This window comes from Clostridium sp. KNHs216 (assembly GCF_006714885.1).
Taxonomy (GTDB): Bacteria; Bacillota; Clostridia; order Oscillospirales; family Acutalibacteraceae; genus Caproiciproducens.
In genome coordinates this window covers 881,099-903,235 of record NZ_VFMF01000001.1, presented here as the reverse complement: position 1 = coordinate 903,235, position 22,137 = coordinate 881,099, and the positions used below count along the sequence as shown (strand labels likewise).

Annotated in this window: 27 protein-coding genes and 2 tRNA genes; 9 read left to right on the top strand and 20 right to left on the bottom strand. The window is 49.1% G+C overall.

The window, feature by feature from the left end:
* The first annotated feature begins 71 nt into the window (after positions 1-71).
* Positions 72-284, top strand: a complete 213-nt coding sequence (locus LY85_RS04445; protein ID WP_141825623.1) for a cold-shock protein — start codon at positions 72-74, stop codon at positions 282-284.
* Positions 285-402: 118 nt separating this feature from the next.
* Positions 403-558 (top strand): hypothetical protein, encoded by a 156-nt coding sequence (locus tag LY85_RS19180; RefSeq protein ID WP_185741095.1) that lies wholly within the window; start codon positions 403-405, stop codon positions 556-558.
* 35 nt (positions 559-593) lie between these two features.
* Here LY85_RS19180 and LY85_RS04440 read toward each other — a convergent pair whose 3' ends face one another.
* From LY85_RS04440 to LY85_RS04375, 18 genes are all read right to left on the bottom strand, one after another.
* Positions 594-1,985, bottom strand: coding sequence for a DEAD/DEAH box helicase (locus LY85_RS04440; protein ID WP_347562407.1), 1,392 nt, complete (start codon positions 1,983-1,985; stop codon positions 594-596).
* Between the two features lie 644 nt (positions 1,986-2,629).
* Entirely contained in the window at positions 2,630-2,914 is a 285-nt protein-coding gene (locus LY85_RS04435) for a VRR-NUC domain-containing protein (RefSeq protein ID WP_141825622.1), read from the bottom strand.
* A gap of 467 nt (positions 2,915-3,381) precedes the next feature.
* Positions 3,382-5,787: a virulence-associated E family protein gene (locus tag LY85_RS04430; RefSeq protein WP_141825621.1), complete on the bottom strand. Its 2,406-nt coding sequence runs from the start codon at positions 5,785-5,787 to the stop codon at positions 3,382-3,384.
* Between the two features lie 7 nt (positions 5,788-5,794).
* A complete protein-coding gene (locus LY85_RS04425; RefSeq protein ID WP_141825620.1) occupies positions 5,795-6,571 on the bottom strand; it encodes a DNA adenine methylase in 777 nt (258 codons plus the stop codon).
* 491 nt (positions 6,572-7,062) lie between these two features.
* Complete coding sequence (locus LY85_RS04420; RefSeq protein WP_207705544.1) at positions 7,063-9,072, bottom strand: DNA polymerase; 2,010 nt, start codon at positions 9,070-9,072, stop codon at positions 7,063-7,065.
* Positions 9,069-9,350 carry a hypothetical protein gene (locus LY85_RS04415; RefSeq protein WP_141825619.1) on the bottom strand — a complete coding sequence of 94 codons (282 nt, stop codon included), beginning with the start codon at positions 9,348-9,350 and terminating at the stop codon, positions 9,069-9,071. The genes LY85_RS04420 and LY85_RS04415 overlap by 4 nt, the downstream gene beginning before the upstream one ends.
* Before the next feature lie 74 nt (positions 9,351-9,424).
* Positions 9,425-10,168 carry a DUF2815 family protein gene (locus LY85_RS04410; RefSeq protein WP_141825618.1) on the bottom strand — a complete coding sequence of 248 codons (744 nt, stop codon included), beginning with the start codon at positions 10,166-10,168 and terminating at the stop codon, positions 9,425-9,427.
* On the bottom strand, positions 10,161-10,556 hold the full coding sequence (locus LY85_RS04405) for a hypothetical protein (RefSeq protein ID WP_141825617.1): 396 nt from the start codon (positions 10,554-10,556) through the stop codon (positions 10,161-10,163). The genes LY85_RS04410 and LY85_RS04405 overlap by 8 nt, the downstream gene beginning before the upstream one ends.
* Complete coding sequence (locus LY85_RS04400) at positions 10,553-11,755, bottom strand: DUF2800 domain-containing protein (RefSeq protein ID WP_141827956.1); 1,203 nt, start codon at positions 11,753-11,755, stop codon at positions 10,553-10,555. The genes LY85_RS04405 and LY85_RS04400 overlap by 4 nt, the downstream gene beginning before the upstream one ends.
* Positions 11,755-12,339, bottom strand: coding sequence for a hypothetical protein (locus LY85_RS04395; RefSeq protein WP_141825616.1), 585 nt, complete (start codon positions 12,337-12,339; stop codon positions 11,755-11,757). Before LY85_RS04395 ends, LY85_RS04400 begins: the two co-directional genes overlap by 1 nt.
* Positions 12,340-12,351: 12 nt before the next feature.
* Positions 12,352-12,534, bottom strand: a complete 183-nt coding sequence (locus LY85_RS04390) for a hypothetical protein (RefSeq protein ID WP_141825615.1) — start codon at positions 12,532-12,534, stop codon at positions 12,352-12,354.
* 442 nt (positions 12,535-12,976) lie between these two features.
* Entirely contained in the window at positions 12,977-13,132 is a 156-nt protein-coding gene (locus LY85_RS19175) for a hypothetical protein (protein ID WP_156103906.1), read from the bottom strand.
* Positions 13,133-13,301: 169 nt separating this feature from the next.
* The gene (locus tag LY85_RS19170; protein WP_185741094.1) at positions 13,302-13,475 is read right to left on the bottom strand and encodes a hypothetical protein; all 174 of its coding nucleotides are present in this window, start codon (positions 13,473-13,475) and stop codon (positions 13,302-13,304) included.
* Positions 13,462-14,550, bottom strand: a complete 1,089-nt coding sequence (locus LY85_RS04385) for a phosphoadenosine phosphosulfate reductase family protein (RefSeq protein WP_141825614.1) — start codon at positions 14,548-14,550, stop codon at positions 13,462-13,464. The genes LY85_RS19170 and LY85_RS04385 overlap by 14 nt, the downstream gene beginning before the upstream one ends.
* Positions 14,547-14,675 carry a hypothetical protein gene (locus LY85_RS19665; RefSeq protein WP_279230988.1) on the bottom strand — a complete coding sequence of 43 codons (129 nt, stop codon included), beginning with the start codon at positions 14,673-14,675 and terminating at the stop codon, positions 14,547-14,549. The genes LY85_RS04385 and LY85_RS19665 overlap by 4 nt, the downstream gene beginning before the upstream one ends.
* 192 nt (positions 14,676-14,867) lie before the next feature.
* The gene (locus LY85_RS19165) at positions 14,868-15,026 is read right to left on the bottom strand and encodes a hypothetical protein (protein WP_185741093.1); all 159 of its coding nucleotides are present in this window, start codon (positions 15,024-15,026) and stop codon (positions 14,868-14,870) included.
* Between the two features lie 144 nt (positions 15,027-15,170).
* The gene (locus LY85_RS04380) at positions 15,171-15,374 is read right to left on the bottom strand and encodes a helix-turn-helix domain-containing protein (RefSeq protein ID WP_141825613.1); all 204 of its coding nucleotides are present in this window, start codon (positions 15,372-15,374) and stop codon (positions 15,171-15,173) included.
* Positions 15,375-15,504: 130 nt separating this feature from the next.
* A complete protein-coding gene (locus LY85_RS04375; protein ID WP_185741092.1) occupies positions 15,505-15,741 on the bottom strand; it encodes a helix-turn-helix transcriptional regulator in 237 nt (78 codons plus the stop codon).
* Positions 15,742-15,909: 168 nt separating this feature from the next.
* Between LY85_RS04375 and LY85_RS04370 the strand changes: the two genes are divergently transcribed.
* The 4 genes from LY85_RS04370 (at position 15,910) to LY85_RS04355 (ending at position 18,964) form a co-directional block, all read left to right on the top strand.
* A complete protein-coding gene (locus tag LY85_RS04370; protein WP_141825611.1) occupies positions 15,910-16,257 on the top strand; it encodes a helix-turn-helix transcriptional regulator in 348 nt (115 codons plus the stop codon).
* Positions 16,258-16,275: 18 nt separating this feature from the next.
* Entirely contained in the window at positions 16,276-16,698 is a 423-nt protein-coding gene (locus LY85_RS04365; protein WP_141825610.1) for an ImmA/IrrE family metallo-endopeptidase, read from the top strand.
* A 360-nt stretch (positions 16,699-17,058) separates the two neighbouring features.
* Positions 17,059-17,583, top strand: coding sequence for a 3'-5' exonuclease (locus LY85_RS04360; protein WP_207705543.1), 525 nt, complete (start codon positions 17,059-17,061; stop codon positions 17,581-17,583).
* Between the two features lie 127 nt (positions 17,584-17,710).
* Entirely contained in the window at positions 17,711-18,964 is a 1,254-nt protein-coding gene (locus LY85_RS04355; RefSeq protein ID WP_141825608.1) for a site-specific integrase, read from the top strand.
* Between the two features lie 113 nt (positions 18,965-19,077).
* Here LY85_RS04355 and LY85_RS04350 read toward each other — a convergent pair.
* Both LY85_RS04350 and LY85_RS04345 read right to left on the bottom strand, forming a co-directional pair.
* Positions 19,078-19,154 (bottom strand) — tRNA-Pro (locus LY85_RS04350).
* Positions 19,155-19,181: 27 nt separating this feature from the next.
* Positions 19,182-19,255: transfer RNA gene (locus tag LY85_RS04345), tRNA-Gln, on the bottom strand.
* Between the two features lie 205 nt (positions 19,256-19,460).
* Here LY85_RS04345 and LY85_RS04340 point away from each other — a divergent pair.
* From LY85_RS04340 to LY85_RS04330, 3 genes are all read left to right on the top strand, one after another.
* Complete coding sequence (locus LY85_RS04340) at positions 19,461-19,988, top strand: nitroreductase (RefSeq protein WP_185741091.1); 528 nt, start codon at positions 19,461-19,463, stop codon at positions 19,986-19,988.
* Between the two features lie 268 nt (positions 19,989-20,256).
* Positions 20,257-20,652 (top strand): transcriptional regulator, encoded by a 396-nt coding sequence (locus tag LY85_RS04335; protein ID WP_185741090.1) that lies wholly within the window; start codon positions 20,257-20,259, stop codon positions 20,650-20,652.
* A gap of 69 nt (positions 20,653-20,721) precedes the next feature.
* On the top strand, positions 20,722-22,095 hold the full coding sequence (locus LY85_RS04330) for an MATE family efflux transporter (RefSeq protein WP_141825605.1): 1,374 nt from the start codon (positions 20,722-20,724) through the stop codon (positions 22,093-22,095).
* Positions 22,096-22,137 lie beyond the last annotated feature (42 nt).

Genomic DNA, 22,137 nt, shown 5'->3' with positions numbered 1-22,137 from the left:
GATGATTTACAAAAGGTGTGAGTTTTTTTATACAACAATGGATGCTAATAAATTTATGGAGGTACCTGTTTATGAATAACGGTACGGTAAAATGGTTCAACGAATCAAAAGGTTTTGGATTTATTTCCAACGATAATGGAAGTGAAGATGTCTTTGTGCATTTTTCCAGTATCATTAGCGACGGCTTCAAGAGTCTGATGGAAGGTCAAAAGGTTTCCTACGACGTTGAAACCGATCCAAAGGACAGTCGCAAACTGCGTGCTGCTAACGTACGTGTAGCCTAAATTGCTAATCCTTTCCCGGCCGCCCTATCGTGGGCGGCCTTTTTTGCTGCTAGCGCGTTCACACCTAGTACACACTTTTGCTGTATTATGTAAACAAATAAGTTTAAGGGAGATCAATATGAACCAAAACACTATGACCGTTCTGAAAAGTAAGCTTGCCGTATATAGGGTCTGCTATCAGGAGGCCAAGAAATCAAAGGATTTGAAACGCATGATTCTTCTCGGCCCTATTATCAGCGATCTTCGAGATGAAATCGGAATTCTGGAAGAATAATCTGCGGCTTCTGCTTCACGGTGGGAGTCGCTTTTTTATTTCTCCTCCTTTGCTTTCTCAATTCTTACCCGCAATGCTTTCAAAAGACTCTCCTGCGTTGTGCTTTTTCCTTGCAGCGCGTCCATGACATCCTCGTCCATACTGCCTTGTACAATCAGGTTATGTATAAATACCCGTTCTTTCTGGCCTTGCCGGTGAAGCCTTTTATTCGCCTGCTGGTAAAGCTCCAATGACCAGTTCAGCCCGAACCAGATAATGTGATTCCCGCCATCCTGCAGGTTCAATCCGTAGGCGGTGCTGGCCGGATGCGCCAGAAGGATATCGATTTTATGGTTGTTCCAGTCTGCTTCATCCTGCGCATCTTGGTACACCCGGACCCGTAAACCGGATTTAGAAAGTGCCGCAATCAATCGGTCCCGGTCATGCTTGAAATTATAAAATACAAGTGCCGACTGGCCCTGTAATGCCTCAACGACTTCCAGAAAGGCTTCGATTTTGCACTGATGGATTTCTACCGCTTTATGGTCCTCGCCGTACACGGCACCATTGCCAAGCTGCAGCAGCTTATTCCCGAGTACTGCCGCGGTGGTGGCCGTGATCTCGTCCTCGTCGACTTCCAGCAGCATGTCCCGTTCCAGCTTTTTGTACGCCGTCTTTGCTTTGGAATCCAGTTCCACTGGAATATCGTCATAAATGCAATCCGGCAATTCCAAATAGTCGGACGCTTTCATGCTTATGCAGATATCACTGATTTTGTCCTGAATGGTATCCCCGGCGCCATCCTTCGGTTTGTATGAAAACACCTGCTGTGCGTTGCGCTGATCCGGATCAAAATACCGCTGACGGAACCCGCCGATTGTTTTGCCTAACCGTTCGCCGCCATCCAGTAAGTACACTTGCGCCCACATGTCAATCAGCCCATTCGGTGCCGGTGTACCAGTCAGCTCCACTATACGGGAGATCTTACTGCGGACCCAGGTAAGGGACTTAAACCGCTTTGCCTGGTGGTTCTTGAAGCTGCTGCTTTCATCGATCACCACCATATCGAAAGGCCAGTCATTCCGGTAATAATCTACCAAAAAGGAAATATTGTCCCTATTTATCACCCAAATATCCGCGGGCGTATTCAGCGCCTTTATTCTCTGCTTCGCTGTCCCAAGGACAGTGGAAACCCGTAAGAGTTTTAGATGCTCCCATTTTTGTATTTCTTTCTGCCATGTAGCTTCTGCAACCCGTTTTGGCGCAATAACCAAAACCTTAGAAACGGTAAAACGATTGTATTTTAATTCTTTGACAGCCGACAAGGTTATAACACTTTTGCCGAGACCCATCTCAAGATACAGGCCTAATCCGGGGCCGTGGATTGGCATATTTACAATACGGTCAATACAATACGCCTGATACCCATAGGGCTTAAAAATTGCCACTAACCTCGCCCCCAGTACTTATTTTCCGCGAAATGCCTTTCTTGGGTTGCAATTTCTAAACTGGAGTAAGTGCCAATGCGGTGGCTTTTCCCGTCCGCATAAATCTGTGCTATGAAATTACCATTCGGGGACTGGACAACCCCTCTGACTCCTACAGGTGAGTCCTTCCGGACACGCTTATTGTGTTCCTGAGTTTCAACTACTGCCCAGCGGCAATTACTTGGTTCATAATTGCCATTGACATCTATCCGGTCTATGCTGTGTCTATCTGTTGGGCGTTTACCCATATCGGCTAAAAAATTAAGAAAACTACTCCGCCATCGCGGGCAGACTCGGATTCCTCGGCCCCCGTATTCAGCATAAGAAACATCGTTTTTATATTCGCATCGTTTGATCATGTTGTAGTAAGTCCTGTATTCAGGTGTCCCGGACATTCCGTGTTTTGTACAAACTGCTTTGTTATAGCAGCCACAGGAGATAATCTTACCGGTGGTCAAATGCGTCCCCCGTATGGTTTTTACATTTCCGCAATCGCATTGACAAACCCAGCGGGCCTGTCCGGATTCTGTGTTTTCTGCCCGGTTTAAAACCAGAAGCCTTCCGAATCTTTGCCCAGATAAATCGCGGACTTTACTCATTCGGCATCACCTTCTTTCTCTACAATCCATGATAAAACTGTCTACCATACCCTTGCTGTCTATAACCCATACCTGAAAACCAAGGGTTTGTAGTTTTCCATGTTGGAACATCTGCATCTTCGTGGGCGTCTTTCCCGGTGCCTTAGTCTCTACGAACACCACGCGCCCACCGGGTAGACAAACCAGCCGGTCCGGCACCCCATCGTTACCCGGCGAAACGAATTTGTATGCCTTGCCGCCCAGTTCCTTCACCCGGTCGCGGAGATACGCTTCTATCGTTGATTCTCTCATCACTTAATCCTCCAAATCCCATAGCCAGTCGTTTCCGTTATGCTTAGACACAATACCTAAATTCTTTTTTGCTTTGTGCAATTGCGACTTTGTAAATCCAATCTCGAGAGCTTTCTTTTTTACGGTTTTGTAGGCAATCGGACCATGTAGGAGTAGTTGGGTCCATAGCCATTGTTTGCAGTTCAAAATTAATTCCTCCTTGATCGCTGACAAAGTTGACAGCGTTTTCTATATGTATATACACATTAGGCGCGTTAGGCGGGTGGGTATCTGCCTAATTCTCTATTTAATAATTAATATTAGGAAGATTGTCACATTGTCACAAATGGGGTTTTACTTAGGAATAATGTGGGTTCTTTTGTAGACAAACATTGTCACAGCTTTGTCACTTTGTCACCACTAAAATTTATACCCTCGTTTTTGTCACGGCATTATCACGCGTTTGTCTACAACTTTGTCAACAGAATTTAAGGGGTCTTTTCGAAACCTCTTTGCCATTTGCAGTATCCAAACCGCGCTGCGTTTTTCATTCTCCTCCAACTTTTTTGCATGGCGATTATGGCGTTGATTTCAGCGGAATCTGAGTTCTTGATTACCCGGATATCGTTTCCCAGCGCTTCGCACCAGATTTCCAAAGCGCATACTCGGTGCCGCTCTACAAGCCGCAGATCACCTTTTTCGCCGTTGTTCCAAAACATCAGCCGCCTTTGTAAATCCCATGTATCCCAGTCTGCGGGCACCTGTTGATCGAGGAAGTCACGGATAAGCCCCTCACGGGTACTGTGTTCCCGGTGGCTCTCCTGCTCTTCCTTTGCCGCGGCTTCCAGCTCGCCGGATAAATAAAGGGGTTCCCCGAGCTTCCAGCGGGTGACAGCCTCCGCCCATAGCTGGTCTATTTCATCATCAAGGTCTTTGAATACGTTTTTTGTTGGCTGCATGACCGCCAGATCAACCGGCCAGAACCGCCGGCCACCAGTTGGGTCCCTCAGGTATTCACCATTATTAGACGTACCGAAGAACACGCAGCACCGCGGGCACTCCTGCACATGCCGTCCATAGGCCGCGCGGAACCGGTCTATGCGCTGGCTGAGGAATTGCTTAATCCGTCCGACTTCTGATTTATTGAAGGCTTCCAGTTCGCCTATTTCGACGATCCAGACACCTTGGATCAGTTCGCAGGCTTCTTTCCCTTCGAAGGTTTTCAGGCCGTCCGTGAACCACTTGCGGCCCATCTTATTAAGCAGAGTGGATTTCCCGAGGCCCTGCGGGCCCGTCAGAATCGGCATTGTATCGTATTTGCATCCGGAGTCCAGAGCGCGGGCGACGGCGGCAGTGAAGGATTTACGGGCAACGGCACGGACATAAGGCGTATCAGCTGCGCCCAGGTAATCAATGAAAAGGGTATCCAGCCGTGGAACCCCGTCCCATGAAAGACTGTTCAGATAGTCCTTGACCTCGTTATATGCATGGTTATTTCCACAAAGGCCGAGTGCGTCGGTGACCTTGTCCCTGCCAGTAATGTTATAGATTTTCTCCATGTACCAGCGGGCACCCTTGTCGTCGTTGTCGTTCCAGACACGAAATCCGGGATGGGTTAGGTCCCATGGCATGGTCTCCGAGACAATACCCCTTTTGGCGAATTCATCATAGAGGATTCTGCCTTTCAGCAGCGGATCGTTTTCGAGGATGACCAGCACATTGTCGGCCGTCTTTGCGGGAACGCCCGTCTGTGGGCTGACCTGCAGCAGTTTCATCCAATCCTTGGGCGCGGGGTCCAATTCTCCTGGCGCGGTGAAATCTTTGGTTGCTTCCTCATAGCGCTCGCGGTTCAGCAACGCGGCGACTTCGGCGTCCGCTACGGCCAGCTCGCACATAGCCGTATAGGACGGCAGGCGGTTGGTCGGTGTGCCCGGCTGCGCCGCGTCGTCTTTGTCCGCGAACAGGTGGTAGCGGACCAGGTCAAAGGCGTTGCAGAGCTTCCCGCCCGCAGGATCGGTGGCGTGGTGGCTGAATATGAAGTTACCATTGTCGTAAACCACCGCGCCGCCGGTCGTGCTGCCGCCGGTGAAGGTGTAGCGGTCGGACCCGTTGTCTACCGGCTCATAGATGCCCGGCAGGAATTTGTCCATGGCGGCATAAACGTTGTATGTACGGCAGAACGCACCGACTACGCCGCTTTTCTGTGTTGGGTCGCCTTGCTTTGCGGCAAGGCGCTTGTGAGCGTCCTGGATGCCCGGCACCTGCGGCCATGCAGTGTAATCGTGCCAGTCCGGATACAGGCCCAGAACGCCGTCAGCAGATAGAAACGGCTTGTCACCGAAAGTGTATATGTACTGGCTGTCAGAGCAGCAGGACGGCCAGTACATGAGTCGCGACGGCTCGAAGGTGGACGGGTCGCACATTTCTATGCCGATCAGCTTCGCGGCCATCCGGGCAATCGGCTCATACTCGTCGGCTGTGCAAGTGCGGTCCAGTGGCAGGATGATACGGAGCCGGGGTGCGTCCGGGGAGTGCTTGCGGGTAGAGTACACGGCATACCCGCAGCCGAGCCCGTCCACCCGGCGCAGTACGTCGTCTGTCCCGCCGGCGGGGATGTGGTCGAGATCGAGAGTGAGAATGTCCCGCCCGTCGATAGCGTTTCCCTTGCGCCGGCCGCCGCCATGGACGATGCCGCCCACGAACCCGCCGACGTCCTTCAGGCTATCCTGCTGTGGTTTATTCAGCCGCAGGTAGGCCGTGAGGGTTTCGGTACTGCGCAGAGGGGTGCGGAGTTTATCGTATAGATCAGATATGTAAAGAGACTGTGCCGGCCAGCGGGTGGCGTTGCGGCTGCCGGCGGCGCTGATGGTTATTTGTCGGTCATAATTTAGCATGGAGCGGTCACTCCTTAATCCAAAGTGTTTCTGTACGATGTTTTCCTTTTTCAGCGGTGGTTATAATCTGATCCTTCTGCCAACCCTGCAGCATGTCGTTGTATAGTTCGTTATCATACCCAGAGAGAAGGACAGGCCCCTGATGCTGTTTTAGTACTGTCAGTAATTCGACGTGATCGGCATCTGTCATTTCATAGGCATATTGCTTCTTCATCTTCCTGGTGCTGAGCAGATAAGGTGGGTCAGCGTAAATTAATACGTTCGGGCGGTTAAAACGTTCGATCAGCTCGGGTGCGGGCTTACATTCAATTTGTACCTCTTTCAGCCGGGCGACGATATTCATGATCCATTCCGGCAAACGGTTCCAATAATTGACTGCATAGCTGTTTTCGCGTCCAGCAATATCATTTTTCCAGCCGGAACGGCAATATGTACGGAAACCATGGCCCATCCATGTTTTCATCAGGAAAAGGCGGGCTCGCTCATATGGTTCTTCCGGGGATTCCGTGAAGGCGGAGTAATACTCTTCGCGGGCGTATGGCGTGGTTTCAACCAGCATAGCCAGCTTTTCAGCATCCTCTCGGATGCATCGAAATAGGTTTACCACGTCCTCGTCAATGTCGTTAATTGTTTCAATTTTGGCAGGAGCCTTGCGGAAAAATACCGCTCCGCTTCCGAAATAAGGTTCAAGATAGCTTTTATGTTCTGGCATATGGCTGATAATCCAATCAGACAAGCGCCATTTTGCACCGGGGTATTTTACAACGGTTCGGAGTTGTTGCATTAAATCAGTCCTTTACAGAATGAAGAATATGGAATAAAATGGAGAAAATGATTTTGAACCCGCTAATCTTAAATCATTTTTGAATGGGAATCTCATTGATCTAAATAGGACGGGAGCCGATATCCTCAATGTACCCGATATTAGATCCCAATATCATTCCTATATAAAGAATCATAACTTGATATTATTTTCCTTTATAAATGTTGGATTAGGTACAGCGGTATCTTGTAATATTTTTCAAGGTAAACCTAAAGACTCAGAAGAAAATGCGGGGCCTCTAAATAGTTTAAGAGTTAACCAAGAGTTTAAGGTTTATCTGCTATTCCCAACTAGCGGGGCAGAATATGACATGTTTATTCGATTTAAGGATATGCAAGGGCGTAAATACGAGCAAAATTTTATTCTAGAATATCATTGCACACACGGAGACACGAAAGAAGGGGTTGTGGTGGGAGAACTAAGTACTCCGAAATTAATTTAGCCCTATAAAATCAATCCTTAGTGTAATAGTCTCCAACCCACCCATCGGCCTTTAGGGGCAGCCCGGGCGCCCATGGTATCGGTTGGCCCATGATTTGGCAGACCGCGTCAAGGTCTGCCTTTTCGTTTTCTACGTCGATCACCACTTCGTCGTGGACATGGAACACAACGGGGTATCCGGCAGCTTCCAGCCGTTCGATGTTCTCTGCTAAACAGTCGCGGGCAATGGCCTGTACGCAGTTTTCAACGAGTTTCCCGCCGTATGTATCGACGACTTCCCATTTTTTCGTTGTCTGGTTCATTCCATAATAATGCAAGGAATCGTTGCCCCACTGGTTCGGGGATAGGAAAGGTTTGGCGTAGTAGAGCTTCCGACCGGACGGCAGCGTGATTGTTAGAAAATATTGATCGGTGCCATGGTCTCCTTCCAAAGCAAACATCAGGCCGTGTACTCCTGCGGGCCGCCCTGTCTGCACGACACCGATTGCGGTGTTCTCGACCGAATACCAAAGATCAACAATGCGCCGGTTGCTGTCCCGCCAGCGGCGGACGATATCGGGAAGGTCCTCTTCGGGGATTCCCATTTTCAGAGCACCCATGTTGATCAGTGCTCCGGCCGCGCCCTGATATCCCAGTGCGAGGGTTGCAACCTTACCTTTCTGCCGCAGGGCATATTCCGGTTCGCCTTTCACGATTTTTTCAATCGGGACTCCGAACATGTTGGAAGCGGTCGCTTCATAGATTTTGCCGTGACCGCGGAATACGTTCAGTACCCAGTCCTCACCGGCCAGCCAGGCAATCACGCGGGCTTCAATGGCGCTGAAATCCGCGTCGACGAATTTATGCCCCAGTGCCGGAGTCAGTGCAGTGCGGATGAGCTGGGAAAGGGTGTCCGGCACGCTGCCGTAAATCAGCTTCAGAGTATCAATCTTCCGGCCTTTCACAAGATCGCGGGCAAGATCGAGCATACCGCCGTAAATATGGGTCTGTGGAAGGTTTTGTGGTTGGATAATTCGCCCCGCCCAGCGCCCGGTACGGTTGGCACCATAGAACTGTAATAATCCTCGTACACGTCCATCGTCGCACACAGCGTCGGTCATGGCCGTGTATTTTTTTACGCTGGTCTTGCTGAGCTCCTGCCGGATTTCCAGAGCCCGGCGAGCATCGTCACTTTCAAGGTCGCCGCCCAGCATTGTTTTTACAGTGTCTTTCCGCAGGTCGGCAATATTTTCTCCGGTTTCTTTGGCCAACCAATTGGAGAGCTGCGCGACGCTGTTCGGATTATTTAAGCCGGTAAGCTGTACGGCCTCTTCGGTCAACGCGGAGGTTACCGTATCGGAGCATTCCAGCGCTCCATGGATCAGGTCGAGGTCAACGGCCACACCTCGGGCATTAATGCGCAGATCGGTTTCCCACTGGCGCTGCACAAAATCCGGTACGGGGAACAGCGACAGGCGGCGCTGTATCTCTTGTTCAGTGACAACGTCCTGCCGATTGTATTCTTTGAACAGTTTCCACTTCTGCGGCTCGTGGTGCGGCAACGTGCGGGTTCTGCCACCATTCCGGGCCGTGGGCATTGTGGGGGTACAGAACAGTTTAATCAGGGCTTTACCGGTTGCCAGCTTGCGCTTGTCCTCCGGCAGCCCCAGTGCTTTTCCCGTTGCATCCAGACCAGCGGTATATCCACAATACAGACCGTGGAGCATTGTGCAGCGCCACTGCTTTAGATTTTCAAAAGGATCACCGGCTATGAGATGGTTATTCCCTCGCGAGAGGCAGTACCATTCGAATGCGGCATTGTATGCGTGTTTAATGCACTCAGGATCATGTAAGGCACGGAATAGCCATCCGGGAATTTTATCGCCTTGCGTCAAATCAAGCACAACTGGCGGCGCACTATCGAGCGAATAGCCAAACAGCAGGATTTGAAAATCCGGGGACTGTACATATCTGTACAGTCCCGCTTTGCCGATCGGAACGGAAGAAAAAGTTTCGAGGTCAACGTTCAGATGATGAATCATGAGCGCGCCACCTTTGCCAGCTCCTTTTCAAGTTGATCAATTTTTCTGAGAAGACGCCGGTTTTCGGTATTGACGCGGACAATTTCGTCCGTAAGACGTTTTGAAGTCGATTCTTTGTTGTATTTATAGTTTGAAACGATTTCGCAGAGATAAACCGACTTTTTGGTATCTGTAAAAGTACTGTCAGTCTTTTCAATCTGCAAAATTACATCCGAGGTGTCGCGGATATCATCAAGAGATTTGAGGCCGAATCTGCTGTCAGGATGTGTCTTAACCATTAAATTTTCCTCCCTTAAAAAGATTTTCGGGGCGGGGCCTTGTACGATGACCCCGCGAGGAACGGGCTGCGGTGTTATCTGGTGAGTGGTGCGCCGGTGATCGGGTCAACGGCGGGATACTGCGGGTAACCCTGTGGCATATCGGGGTATGGCTGCGCCGGTGCCTGTGCGTACTGGGGGTATGCAGGGGCGGCAGGCTGCTGTGTATATTGCGGATACTGGGGGGCCGCCGGAGCTTGCGGGTACGGAGGAATATACGGAACGGATACTTGCGGTTCGGCTCCGCCGAAGTCATCTTCTGCACTGGCGCGCTGGCTACCGAGGGGCTCACCGTCTGCTGTTTTCTGGACGTTGTCGAGGGCTACGCCGATTCCCTTGTTCTGCGGGGCATTGTAACCGAAGAACGTAACGCCGACATTGGCGTACATACCGGAATAAATCTGTGTGGCGTCCAAGATGTCCTGCAGATTGAGGTCTACAATCTTGACCGGGGTTTTACTGGACGCGGTAAACACCCAGCAGCCTTTGCACTCGTCGCCGAATGGCTGGCCGTCAGAAGGCCGGACGCCGTCGCCATCGTGTACGCTGACTTTCGGCATCGCGGGGAACGCCTTGCCGTATTTCTCGATTGCTTTCTGTGTGGCCGCGGCGGCTGCAGCGTCGATCAGTGCTCTGTTGTTGGCAGGATTCTTCGGTACGAGGACAGTCGCCGAATATTTGGGTTCCTGCCCCGGCTGTGAGGCGTAGGGCTTATCAAGGTGCGTGTAGGACAGACGGACATTTCTCAGGACAATGTGCGCGGTATTAGTGTTAGACATAATATTTCTCCTTTGTTTCATTAAAAATTAACTGGATTTTCATAAGTCGTTCATAGCGAGTCTTCGCGTTTTTTACGGCAGAAAGTAGGGGCCGGTTGGTGCTGAGCTTAGATATTGCCTTAATGGATTCCGCATTAGGAATTGTGTACCCGGGTAAGGACACATGCTTGTGTTCATACTCGGCACTCGCGAAGTGCCACTCGATTCCTGCTTCCCGTATTTCCTCTTGAAGCCAGTCACCGATAGTTTGAATAGTTTCACAGTTCTCCCATGAACAGCGGAACATTAGCTGAAATAACTTGCGAATGTTGGTGATTGGAAGATTCGGCAGGACATCCAGCATGACTTCCGCATGGTAGGAATCGGCGCGAATCTCAGCCGTTGTCATGACGTCCCCACCTCTGCAAAGTCTTCTTCTGCACTGGGCTTCAGGGTGATTGCTTCGCGTTTGTCGGATTCCGGCGCAAGGGCAGGCTTACCGGGAGATTTCACTACATGGGTACCAACGAGGTCATTGAATGTCTTTTTGCCAAGATCTTTTTCAATCTGAGCCAATGTGTACGGTTCACGGTGCCAGAGCATTGCTTCATCGATTCCTCCTGTTGAAAGAACATTAAATGCTTCATCCTGGTTATCCCATGACCGAGAGCTTCGTCCTTCGACGGCTTTCCAGCCGGGTATCTCTTTACCTTCAAGACAAGCGGAGAGAGCATACTCTTTTAGACCTTCTACCCATTTATCAAGAGCAATGGCTCTCTGTAAAACCTCGCCAACTTCTGCATCAGAGAGCAGGGGCGGCACCGGCAGCTTGCCTATTTCAGTCTTGCTGTTCGGGCTTCCGAAGTCTTCCAGCGCGGTATACTGCCCGGCGCGAGCTCTGCAGGTGTTTCGTGCCCGGCAGAACTGGCACCAGTCACCGCCGCAGAATTCCCCTTCACCGGCGAAAGCCATTTCCGCTACCGGCCGGACGGTGAATACACCCCAGTCAAGCAGCTTGTCCCGGTCGATCGTCCACTCTTTGATCGAATCACCGTCAGCTCTCGGCTGTACAACCGTCAAGGCAACATGCTTAATGTTGTAAAGGACGTTGTAGGCTTCCAGTGCGCCGAGACCGTAAAGCATGAGTTGTGGATTGTTCTCAACTTCGACCACCACACCCTTGCCGTGCTTGTAATCGATGACGTGCAAAGTATCACCGCCGATGATGATACAGTCACCGGTGCCGAATCCCTCGGGAACATACCGGGAAAAGTCGAGGCGGCGTTCAACCGCTATGTAAGGGCGGGTAGGATAGGACATCGCAATGCCGGTGATGTAGTCCAGGTATTCGTCGGTGGTTGTCTGCATTTCCGGGTTATAGAGTGGATCGGCTTCCAGCTTCTTCATTTTGGAGTTATAACTACGGGTGCTCATTGCCTCGACGAACTTTTTTCGGACCTTCAGCTCTGCGATACTATGCGCAAGTGTTCCCTCTGCAGCATACTCGCTGGTGCTGTCCGGCAGGGTTTCTTCTAACCGCGCCGATGGTGTGCAGTGCATCCACCGGTGTGCTCCGGAAGCTGTCAGGAGGGCGTGTTGGGTAGGCATCACAATTTCGCCCCCATTTGACGGAGCTTGGTAGCGAACGCGCCGAACTGTTCCGGTTGCAGCTGTGTAAGAGCTTGTACCTTAAACTGTGCCAGCAGATTAAGCAGGTCCTGCTGCTTTCCTGCGTCCATGAGCTGCGCCGCCGCTCTGGCGAGATCATCGGATTGGTATGCCGGGGCTGCCGCGACGGGTGCCTGGTTAATTGAGGGGGCAATAGGGGCAGGCGGTACAGGTGCAGGAGCGGCAGCGGGAACCGTGTTGACCGCACCCGTCGTCCGGTTGGTCTGGATCGGGGCGGTGGGAATAGGGTTTACCGGCGCAGTGGGTTGGTACACTTGCGGTGGCACCGCGTATTGGGGTTGCTGAGCTGTCGGAACGGCGGGCGGCGCGTAGGCAGGTGCAGGAGAAGGTGCGGGGACTACCTGCTGCCGTACTGCCTGTTCGACAGGAGTCTGCGGGAGCTGCACTGGGGCGGGGTTATTGACTTTAAATGCGCTGTTGGTTGCGTTGACTAATGCACCGGCCAAATGATTAAGGGCAACCACCAGCTCGGGAGCAGTGATTTCGATAGATAATGACGCCATGATGTTTCCTCCTTATTTATTAGGCTTGTACACATTCAAGCCGATTTTGATATCTTCAGTGCCGGGAACGGTTTTGTTCCCCTCGGTAGTTGCTACGGTGACAGACTTGCCGCTGGATGAAGGGCCGAAGCTCTGTGAAAGATCAACTTCGATCAGCAGCTTGTTATTGGTGACGGACATCTTTACGTTTTTCATGGTTTTCTCCTTTCTTAGCCGGGCTGCCACAATGCTGACAGTGGCCGGCGATAATATCGATGCTTCCGCAGATCGGGCAATAATCAGGCATATTGACAAATCCCTTCAGTGTGTTATACTGTTGGTGTTTGATACGGTTGGCCGTTTCGAGTGTTCGCAGCACTTGAGGCGGCTTTTTTCTGTTTTCTCTGCTCCGCTAATGCAGCGAGATACGTTGTACGATTACGCTGATACCATTCACGGCGAAGCCGGTTATACAGACCCCGGTGCGTCTTCTGGTAAGCTTTTTCATATTCCCGTTTGTTCTTCGCAGCCCGGGGACTGAGACGGGGTGATTTCTTAGGCAGATAAGCGGCTGTATTCTCGGGGGCCACATGATCGAGTGCCTCAATCTCCGCGTCATACCGGGCCATGTCAGCGAGTTCTTCGGGTGTCCAGTGAATCACTTTTTTCTCACCGCCTTTGCAATGGAGTCAGATCGCTGTGCATAGGCTGATTTTCTGCCGAGCTCTGCAACGGCGATTTTATGTAAGGTGCAGAACTGCTTGCAGACTTCTTGCCGCAGGATGCACGGGCAGCGCTCGCATGGGTCATACAAGGCTTGCCCCTCCTTTCTGTATGGTTAAATCCTATCGATCCAATTCCCGCAGCAACGGTGCAGATTAATGCAGCGAGCGCGCACGGGAGAAGCGGTTGGACTTCGGCAGCCCCGGCAGATATGTACAGACCGAACAGGCCGATGATGAACAGGGCAGCGTAAAAATGCTTCATGGGGTGTCCTCCTGTTCCGGTTGATTCAGCCAATTCAACAGGCACTGGCAACAATTTTTATCGTCAGAGTGATCGCATTCGATTTCCGCCATGCCCATTTCATTGGGACACATCAGCGTTACCGCAAGTTCTTCGTTGCTCATGCCGCGAATTCTATCACCGTTGCTCATGGCTTTTCGCCTCCTTACTTCGCCTAAGAGCCTTGTACTCGTTATATTGCTGGCGGTATCGATAACTGGGCCCAAAGACATTCCATGCGGCTTTTACCAGATTTGGTTCGTAGGGGCGAATCTTTTCTAAGTCCTCTACCGCTTTTGCCGATATGGAGCATCCACAACAGCCCGTACGTGTTAGGCCATACACCTCATAGGCGTCAGAATAGCGGATTCTGTAGTAGTCCTTGTACCATTGCTTGTCCGCATCCGATACATAAAACAGAGGTCGAAGCCTGTATTTTCCGTCTGCTGATTCTGAAAAGCACATTGATGTGTTATCCTTGCGCGGGACTGACCTCATGCCGCCCTCGTCTCGGCGTTCTCCGGTGATTACCATGTCAAATGATTTTTGCACGCTATGCGCAAGTTGCTTTTTGCAACAGTCGCAGCATTTATTACTGACTTTAAACGGGATCGGATTTTCTTTTATGAAGTCCAGCATATATTTTGAGGAATTTATGACCAGTTGAATATCGGGCCTAGGTTCCCCCTTTGAATTGCAGCAGCATAGAAAATTAATCGTTGTTTCGCACCCTGGATATCGTTTTTTAAGTTCCAGGCGCTTTGCCACCTTATCCTCTGCGTTTGCGTATTCTTCAGCGATTGACAACGGGATGCTCTTTTTCTGGATGCCCTCCAACCCGGCCGACATAATTTTTGAAACAAACGGCTGGCCATACCTCCGTGTGGCACTTACTATGTCATAGCCTTTCTTGGGCCGATACTCCGTAATTGTGACACCGTATTGCTTGCTCATTTCTTTGACGTGGCGCTTAATTGCCTCCATCTCCAGCCCGGTGTTAAAAAAGCAATATTGAACGGGAGGCAGGTTAAAGGCTTTGCGTACCGACTCGATCAGGTGCAGCAGTATATCGCTGTCACTTCCGCCGGAATAGGAGCATATCGCGTTCGGGTGCTCGACCAGGCGCCGCGCAATAATACTTTTAATAGCTTCAAATTTTGCCGAAGAGTCGAAATCTGCATACGCTGGCCGGTCTGTGTATACTTTGCTTTTATATGTATTTTTCATTTGGCAAACTGCCTTTCCAGTTCAAATATCGCCCAGCGGAGTACGGCGGCGGTATCCGGGTCCTTGCGCTCGATTTGGTGTAGCAGCTTGTACAACTTATCAATGCGTTTTTCTTCTAACGACATGTTTGGCTCTCCTTTACTTGAAATATTTTCCTTTCCGCTGTAGAATTATGTCGGAAGGGAGGTGATTCGATTGAGGCTTAATGAATCTCACGCTATGGAATACGCCTTAAAACTGGTAGAGAAAAACATTGAAAGCACCCCGCGCTGGATAGAAGCAGAAGAAGTAACGCAATTTCTGCAAACCGTTTATTCTTATTTATCAAGTGAAGTAAAAGCTAGCGACGAATCCATGTAGCGGACAATCTCAATCATTGCGTAAGTTAATGCTGGCAAATCCGCTCCGGGTTCCTCCGAGCGCTCTGAAAGTAGCTGTAACTGCTTTTGGAGCGTTTCTTTAATTTCTGCATCCATCCCGTTCCCCTCCTTCCACTTTAATAATCCCCGCCCTAACCAGCCTGTCCCTCACGGCACAGTGCGGGCATATGTAACCGCTCCGGGGTATGCGCTGCAAGATACTGATGATCCAGCGCTTGCCGCAGCGGGCGCATAGGGCGGTCATGAGGCTACCTTTTGGCGGTCAATGTAATCGAGCATATCAGCCTTGTTAACACGCCAGAGCTTACCGATTTTAAATGCCGGAAACTCTCCACGCTGGGCAAGCTTGCGTATCCTGTCCAGACTGACGTTAAGCAAAGTCGCGGCATAGGGGAGATCAAATACTACCGGAACACGCTCCCATGCGGTTTCATGTTTTTGCATTCCTGGCTCCTTCCACGCAGTACCATAAACGGGGCTGCGAAAATTTGATGGGTTGTAAAACAGAACATTTGTGCTATACTGTTTTTACACAGTGATCGGTCAGGCTTCATGATCTGCTCTGCAGTTTGTGCTACGATTTAATTTGTTGCTCATTTGGTGACTTACAGCGTAAAAAAATTTGAGCTATTTCTCCGACGGATTTGTTAAGCGCTTTTGCCAGAACGCTTAATTCATCTATGTCTGGTTCCTTAGTTCCGTTAGTAATTTTGTTGACTCGCTGTCTGGGCCACCCAATGGCCTTTGCAAACTCGGTTTCAGAATCAAATTGACTATAGATAAGACCACGAAGTTCTCTAACTTTTTGCACCAGTGCACTTCCTTTCTGTCAATCATTTGGTGACTAACGCAATAATATCACCTGTCATTTAATTTGTCAATACTTTGGTGATTTATTTTTGAAAATAATAATTTTTGTCTTGAAATTGGTGACAAACTATGCTTTAATATAAGCATCAAAGAAAAATAGGTGATAACAATGAACAATAAATTTGGTGACCGTTTAAAGCAAATTCGATTAGACCGTAATATGTCTCAAGAGGAATTGGCTCAATTGTTGGGCACATCAAAACAGGTAATCAGCAGGTATGAAAAGAATCAGAGGACTCCGAAAATTACTGTCGCAAATGAATATGCAAATAAACTTGATGTGCCGTTAAATACATTGCTCGGAGACGATTCTGTCCAACCTGACAAGGATATCACTTTTGACGATTTTACTTATGCACTTCACGCGGAAACACAGGATCTAACAGAAGAGAACAAGCAGAAGCTTTTGGAAATGGCTCGATTGTTTAAATTGAGCCAAGAACATAAAGATAAGTAGTAAAATGGGGGACGGGGAATGGTCGAATTGTCGGCTATGTATAAAGATATTGAAAACAAGGGCATACAGTTATTTACCCGAGATATTGGTTTTGCAGATGCTGCGACTATCGAAATAGATGGAGAATATGGAATATTTTTAGATTTATCCTGTTTTGACTCTGTTTCAAAGTACAAAGGTATATTGGCGCATGAATTGGGCCATTGTGCTACCGGTTGCACGCAAAAGGTTAGTAGTCCGCTGGACCTGATTGAGAAGCATGAATATAAGGCCAACCGATGGGCGATTGAGAGATACGTACCGTTTGAGGCTTTAAAAACTGCTATGGAGAATGGATATTCTGAACGCTGGCAACTCGCCGAATATTTTGATCTGCCGGAGCCATTTATTGAAAAAACTCTGGATTACTACACCGTTGCGAAGCAAAGAATGTTGGCGTAAGAAAATCCCGCCCACTACTGCGAATAGCGGGCGGGACAGAGATAGAAAATTCCGGCAGGAACCTTCCAAATATATTGTATCATATTGGAATAATATGTCAATTATTAGGAGGGGATTCAATTGGGAGGGTGTATAAAGCTTATTGGGTATATTATTTTCTTTCCATTTGTCGTGCTTTATTTAATTTATAAGGCGATCAAAAAAGAGCCGGTTCAAACTAAACGGAAGAAAGTCAGTTATGACAATCGTCCATCAAGGAACAGGATGATACGGCAGGATTATTGCATAGACTCAAACATCTGTTATGATAAGCAGTCAAAAATAGTAAGCCTTTTCACGCAAAAATGGCGGACGATTTGCATGAATGAATATGTAGCCCTTGACTTTGAGACCACTGGACTCGACAAAGCTTTTGACCGTATCATTGAGATCGCTGCTATTAAGTATGTAAATGGGTCGGAAACTGATAAATATGTTACGCTGGTCAACCCACAAAGACCGATACCAGCCGAAGCACAGGCTGTCAATCATATATCTAATCGAATAGTTGCGAATGCTCCGACTGAAGATATAGCAGTGCCGCAATTAATTGATTTTTTAGGCGATAGTTTAATCGTTGGCCACAATATCAATTTTGATTTGGGGTTCTTAGAAATTGCCGCGCAAAGGTGTGGGCAGAATGTGGAGTATCATTATATTGATACTATTTCAGTATCAAAGAAGATATCCCCCGGATTGGAAAATTACAAACTCGAAACAATAGCCAAATGCATGCGATTTGATACAAGTAAATTACATAGGGCAGAAGCCGACGTAAGAGTTTGTGCCGAAATCATAACGGTAGCTTTGGACAGTTTAGAAGCGCGAAGCGCTATAAATCAATAAAAAACCGCCCGCCCCGGCTGGTACCCGGAACGAGCGGCTCACCATCAGCGGGGCTGACAGTACGATATAATTCGCAACCATATTGTACCAGTTCAGCCCTCCAAAATCAATACAGGAGGGTATTTTTATGCCTAAAAAGGAAAAGAAACCGGCTAAACCGGTTAGAAAACGCGTTTACCTCGGTAAGGATGGCGGCAGACCGGTCTATAAATCGGTTACCGGAAAGACAGAAGCGGAGGCCGCCGAAAAGGCCCTACAAATTAAAATCGCCCGGAGGAAGGGGATAGATGTCACCGCAGACCGTGATACATTTAAAAAGTGGGCCGACCGCTGGCTGTTGCTAAAAAAGTCAGACGTTTCAAATGGTCGCTACAATATATATAGTTATGCAGTTAATAAACTTGAAAATCTCTGGTTTATGCCGATCATAAAGGTACAGACCGGAGATATACAGGATATTATCAATGCGCTGGCCGAGAGAAATCCCCGGACCGGGAGGCCGACTGCAAAGAAAACCCTGATTGACGTCAAGAGCGCTGCGAAACAGATATTTCAAATGACGATTGAGGCCAGGGTGATCGAATACAATCCGGCAGAAGCCGTTAAAATACCCAAAAAGGCGCCACAGAGCGAGCGCAGGGCATTGACCAAGGAAGAACAACAATGGATTATCAATACGCCTCACAGGGCACAGCGTGGGGCTATGATAATGATGTACGCTGGTCTTCGCCGCGGGGAGTTGATTCCGCTGCTTTGGTCGGATATTAATCTCAAGGCGAAAACGATCGATGTAAACAAATCAGTCGAGATCATCGACGGGAAGAGTATATTAAAGGATGGGGAGGCTAAAACAGAAGCGAGCATCCGTACAATCGATATCCCGCAGCAACTTGTTGATTTCCTGACATTTGAACGGGCGCGCGATGGAATCTCCGGGGAAACGGGGGACACTCTCGTCATACGGTCAGCAAAAGGGAATATGCTCACTGAAAGCGGGTGGAAGAGGTTATGGGATGCATACTGGAATGTCCTGAACCTAAAATATGGGGACTTTACAGTGTATAAGAAAGCACACCCGGAGATTGATTTCGAGAAGCCTGAATCCGTACATAATCCTCACGGAGTGCCCCCAATGATCCCACCGATCACTGCTCATTGGCTGCGGCACACCTTTGCGACTTTGCTGTATCTGGCCGGTGTTGACGTGTTGACTGCGCGGGATCAGCTTGGACATGCCGATATCAAAACCACATTGGAGATATACACGCACCTTGATAAGGTATATAAGCGCCGCAGCATGGACAAGCTGAGCCGGTATATTTCGGGCGAAAAGTCAGAAAAGGAATCATGCGTAGATACCATGAGTTCAAGTGCCACATAGGCGCCACATTGTTTATGTTTTTATCTGTTTTTTCGTGTTTTTTACGCGCGAATAAGAAATAAAAAATCCCGCCTGAATTACTGGAAAATCCAGTATTCATGCGGGTTTCTTCATGGTCGAGGTGACTGGATTCGAACCAGCGGCCTCTACGTCCCGAACGTAGCGCTCTACCAAGCTGAGCCACACCTCGAAAAATGCGGCCCCAAAATTGGGGCCATGGCTGCGGAAGAAGGATTCGAACCCTCACAAACAGAGTCAGAGTCTGTCGTGCTACCTTTACACAATTCCGCATCAAAATATTTCAAACAGCAAGAATTATTATACCAAAAACCAGAAATTTGTCAATCCTTTTTTAAAAATAAATCTTTAAGTTTTTTAATTTGTATTTAACACAAATGGATTGATAAATAATCGAAGGTAAGATATAATTGAAACAATTTATATTAAAATGGATTGTATGCCGAACGGCATACGAGTGATTAAGGAGGAATTCACAGTGATACTCAACCATACCATAGAGGCTTTGCTCGACAGGCGGGCGGTTCGCGCTTATCGGCCTGAGCAGATTTCAGAGGAAGAGCTGACAGATATTTTACTCGCGGCAAAATTTGCCCCGTCAACCATGGGGATGCAGGCAAGGCATTTTACCGTGATTCAGAATAAACAGCTGCTTGCGGATATTGTCTCCGTCGCTGTGGAAAACGGCGCGAAATTCGTTCCGGGCCATGTGCCGTTCTACAACGCTCCCACCGTCATTGTTTTGTCGGCCCCGGAATCGGCGAAATATAACCGCGAGGATTGTTCCTGCGCGATCATGAATATCATGCTTGCCGCTCAGGCATACGGGCTTGGAAGCTGCTATATCTGTTCGGTCAACGACGGCCTGCGCGACGATCGCATCAAAAAGCGTCTCAAGCTGCCGGATCAGTGCATTCCGTTCGGCTGCGTTACCGTGGGGTATCCGAGCGAAAATGCACCGGCTCCCAAAGAGCGCCGTGACGATGACATCAGCTACGTAAGATAATTGTATTATTATATGAAAATGTTGGCGATGCATACGGGCAAAATCCGCTTGCTTCAACGACAGCCATAACATTTTGATAGAACCCTTCCTGTTGCCGGAGAGAAGCAGCTTAGCTCCTCCTTTAAACAGGGAGGGTTTGTTATTTACGGCTTTTTAGCCTTTTCTCGATTTTCAAAACTCCTTGACAATAGGGTTTAGCAGGTATACAATTGAGAACATGGAAAAGCAATACGATGCGCAGAAAATCTCAAGGTGTCTCCTGGATGCTGTGGAACAATTCAATAAATACGATAGAAGATCCCGCACCTTTGGCACGGATCATGAGCTTTTTATTGCCGAAATACATTTGATTGATTTTATCGGAAGCAACGAAAGTTACTGTATCTCCGATATTGCCAAGTCCATTCGGGTGACAAAGGGCGCCGTTTCTCAAATGGTAAAGAAGCTTGAGGAAAAAGGGTATCTGATGAAGGCGGCGGATTCCGGTAATAAAGCGAGGGTCATTGTGCGTCTGACGCAAAAGGGCCAAAAGGCTTTTGAAGAGCATCGCCGCTATCACAAAGAGCTGGACGGGAAAGTTTTTGACGTAGTGCAAAACTATGACGGGCAGAAGCGCGCGCTAATCTGTGAGTTTTTAGAGGAGATTCAGAAAAAATGGGAATAGTGCTGCAAAGCGCTATTTTTTTTGCAAAATAGTATAGCAGCTAAACGGATTAGGAAGGGGCAATTTTCAATGAATAAAAGATTGGCTATGATGGAGAGCGGGAAAGTGAATACCGCTTTGCTGTACTTAGGAATGCCGACGATCGTCGGGCTGCTGATGACGGGGTTTTACAATTTTATCGACAGCTTCTTCGTGGCGCAGCTGGGTACCGCGGCGATGGGGGCGATTTCCATTGCCTATCCGCTCGTCACGTTCATTCCCGGAATCGGGCTGCTCTTTGGAAACGGGGCGGCGGCGTATATCTCCGAGCTTCTCGGGGCGGGTGAAAAGAAAAAAGCGGAAATCGTGCTTTCGTCGACTCTTTTTTACTGTGTTCTTGCAAGCGTAGGGTTTCAGTTCGTCCTGCTGTTTCTGCGCCCGCTGCTCAGGGCAATGGGCGCCTCCGCCGAGGTGATGCCCTATGCGATGGATTATACGGGAATCCTGATTGTCGGCTTCCTGTTTCAGATCCCGTCCATCTGCCTGATGAATCTCGTACGCGCCGAAGGTGCGGTAGCGCTCAGTACGTGGTCCCAGATCGTGGGTTCCGTGGTAAACATCATTTTGGACCCGATCTTTATCTGGCCGCTGAAGATGGGAATTGTGGGCGCCGCCGTGACCGATGTCATCGGGCAGTTCATCAGTGTTGCGATTCTGCTGCCGTATTATTTGAGAGGAAAAAGTTACTTGACCCTTTCCGTCAAAAATATCCGCTTTCAATCGTGGTTTATAAAACCAATTCTCAAAACGGGGATTCCCATCTTTACGATCAACCTTTTTCAGAGCCTGTCCATCAGCGCGGCAAACGTTGTGGCGGCTCCGTACGGCGACAACACCATTGCCGCGCTAGGAATCGCCAACCGCATGGTGGGGATGACCACGTTTGCCATTACCGGATTTTCAAGAGGGTATCAGACCTTTATTTCCTATAATTACGGCGCGCGGCATTTTGACCGTATTAAAGAGGCCACCCGGAAGGCATATCTGTGGGCGATTTCAGGCGGCGTGATTCTGGCGGTTCTGCAAATTCTGTTTGCGCAGCCGATTGTTGCCGCGTTTTCCAGGGACCCCGCCGTTATTAAGCTGGGCATACGGGCAATGATCGGGGCAAGCGTTTTGTTCTTCACCTATGGCTTTCAGGCGATGGCGATCGTATATCTGCTCTGCATCAAATACAGTAAGTCCGGATTTGTATTCAGTATTTCCAGACAGGGGATCATCTATCTTCCGATTCTGATCCTGATGGAACGTCTGTGGATGGAAAACGGGATTTACTACGCGCAGGCGGTCGCCGATCTGATTACAACTTTTGTGATGCTGGTCTTTTTTGTGTGGACCAGACAGAAACGGGCGGACGCTTTGCGGGAAATACCCGCTGCGGATGACGGGGAAGGGAAGAGCTGAGAACAAAGAAAATGCCTTGATCGGATTATCAAAGCCGATCAA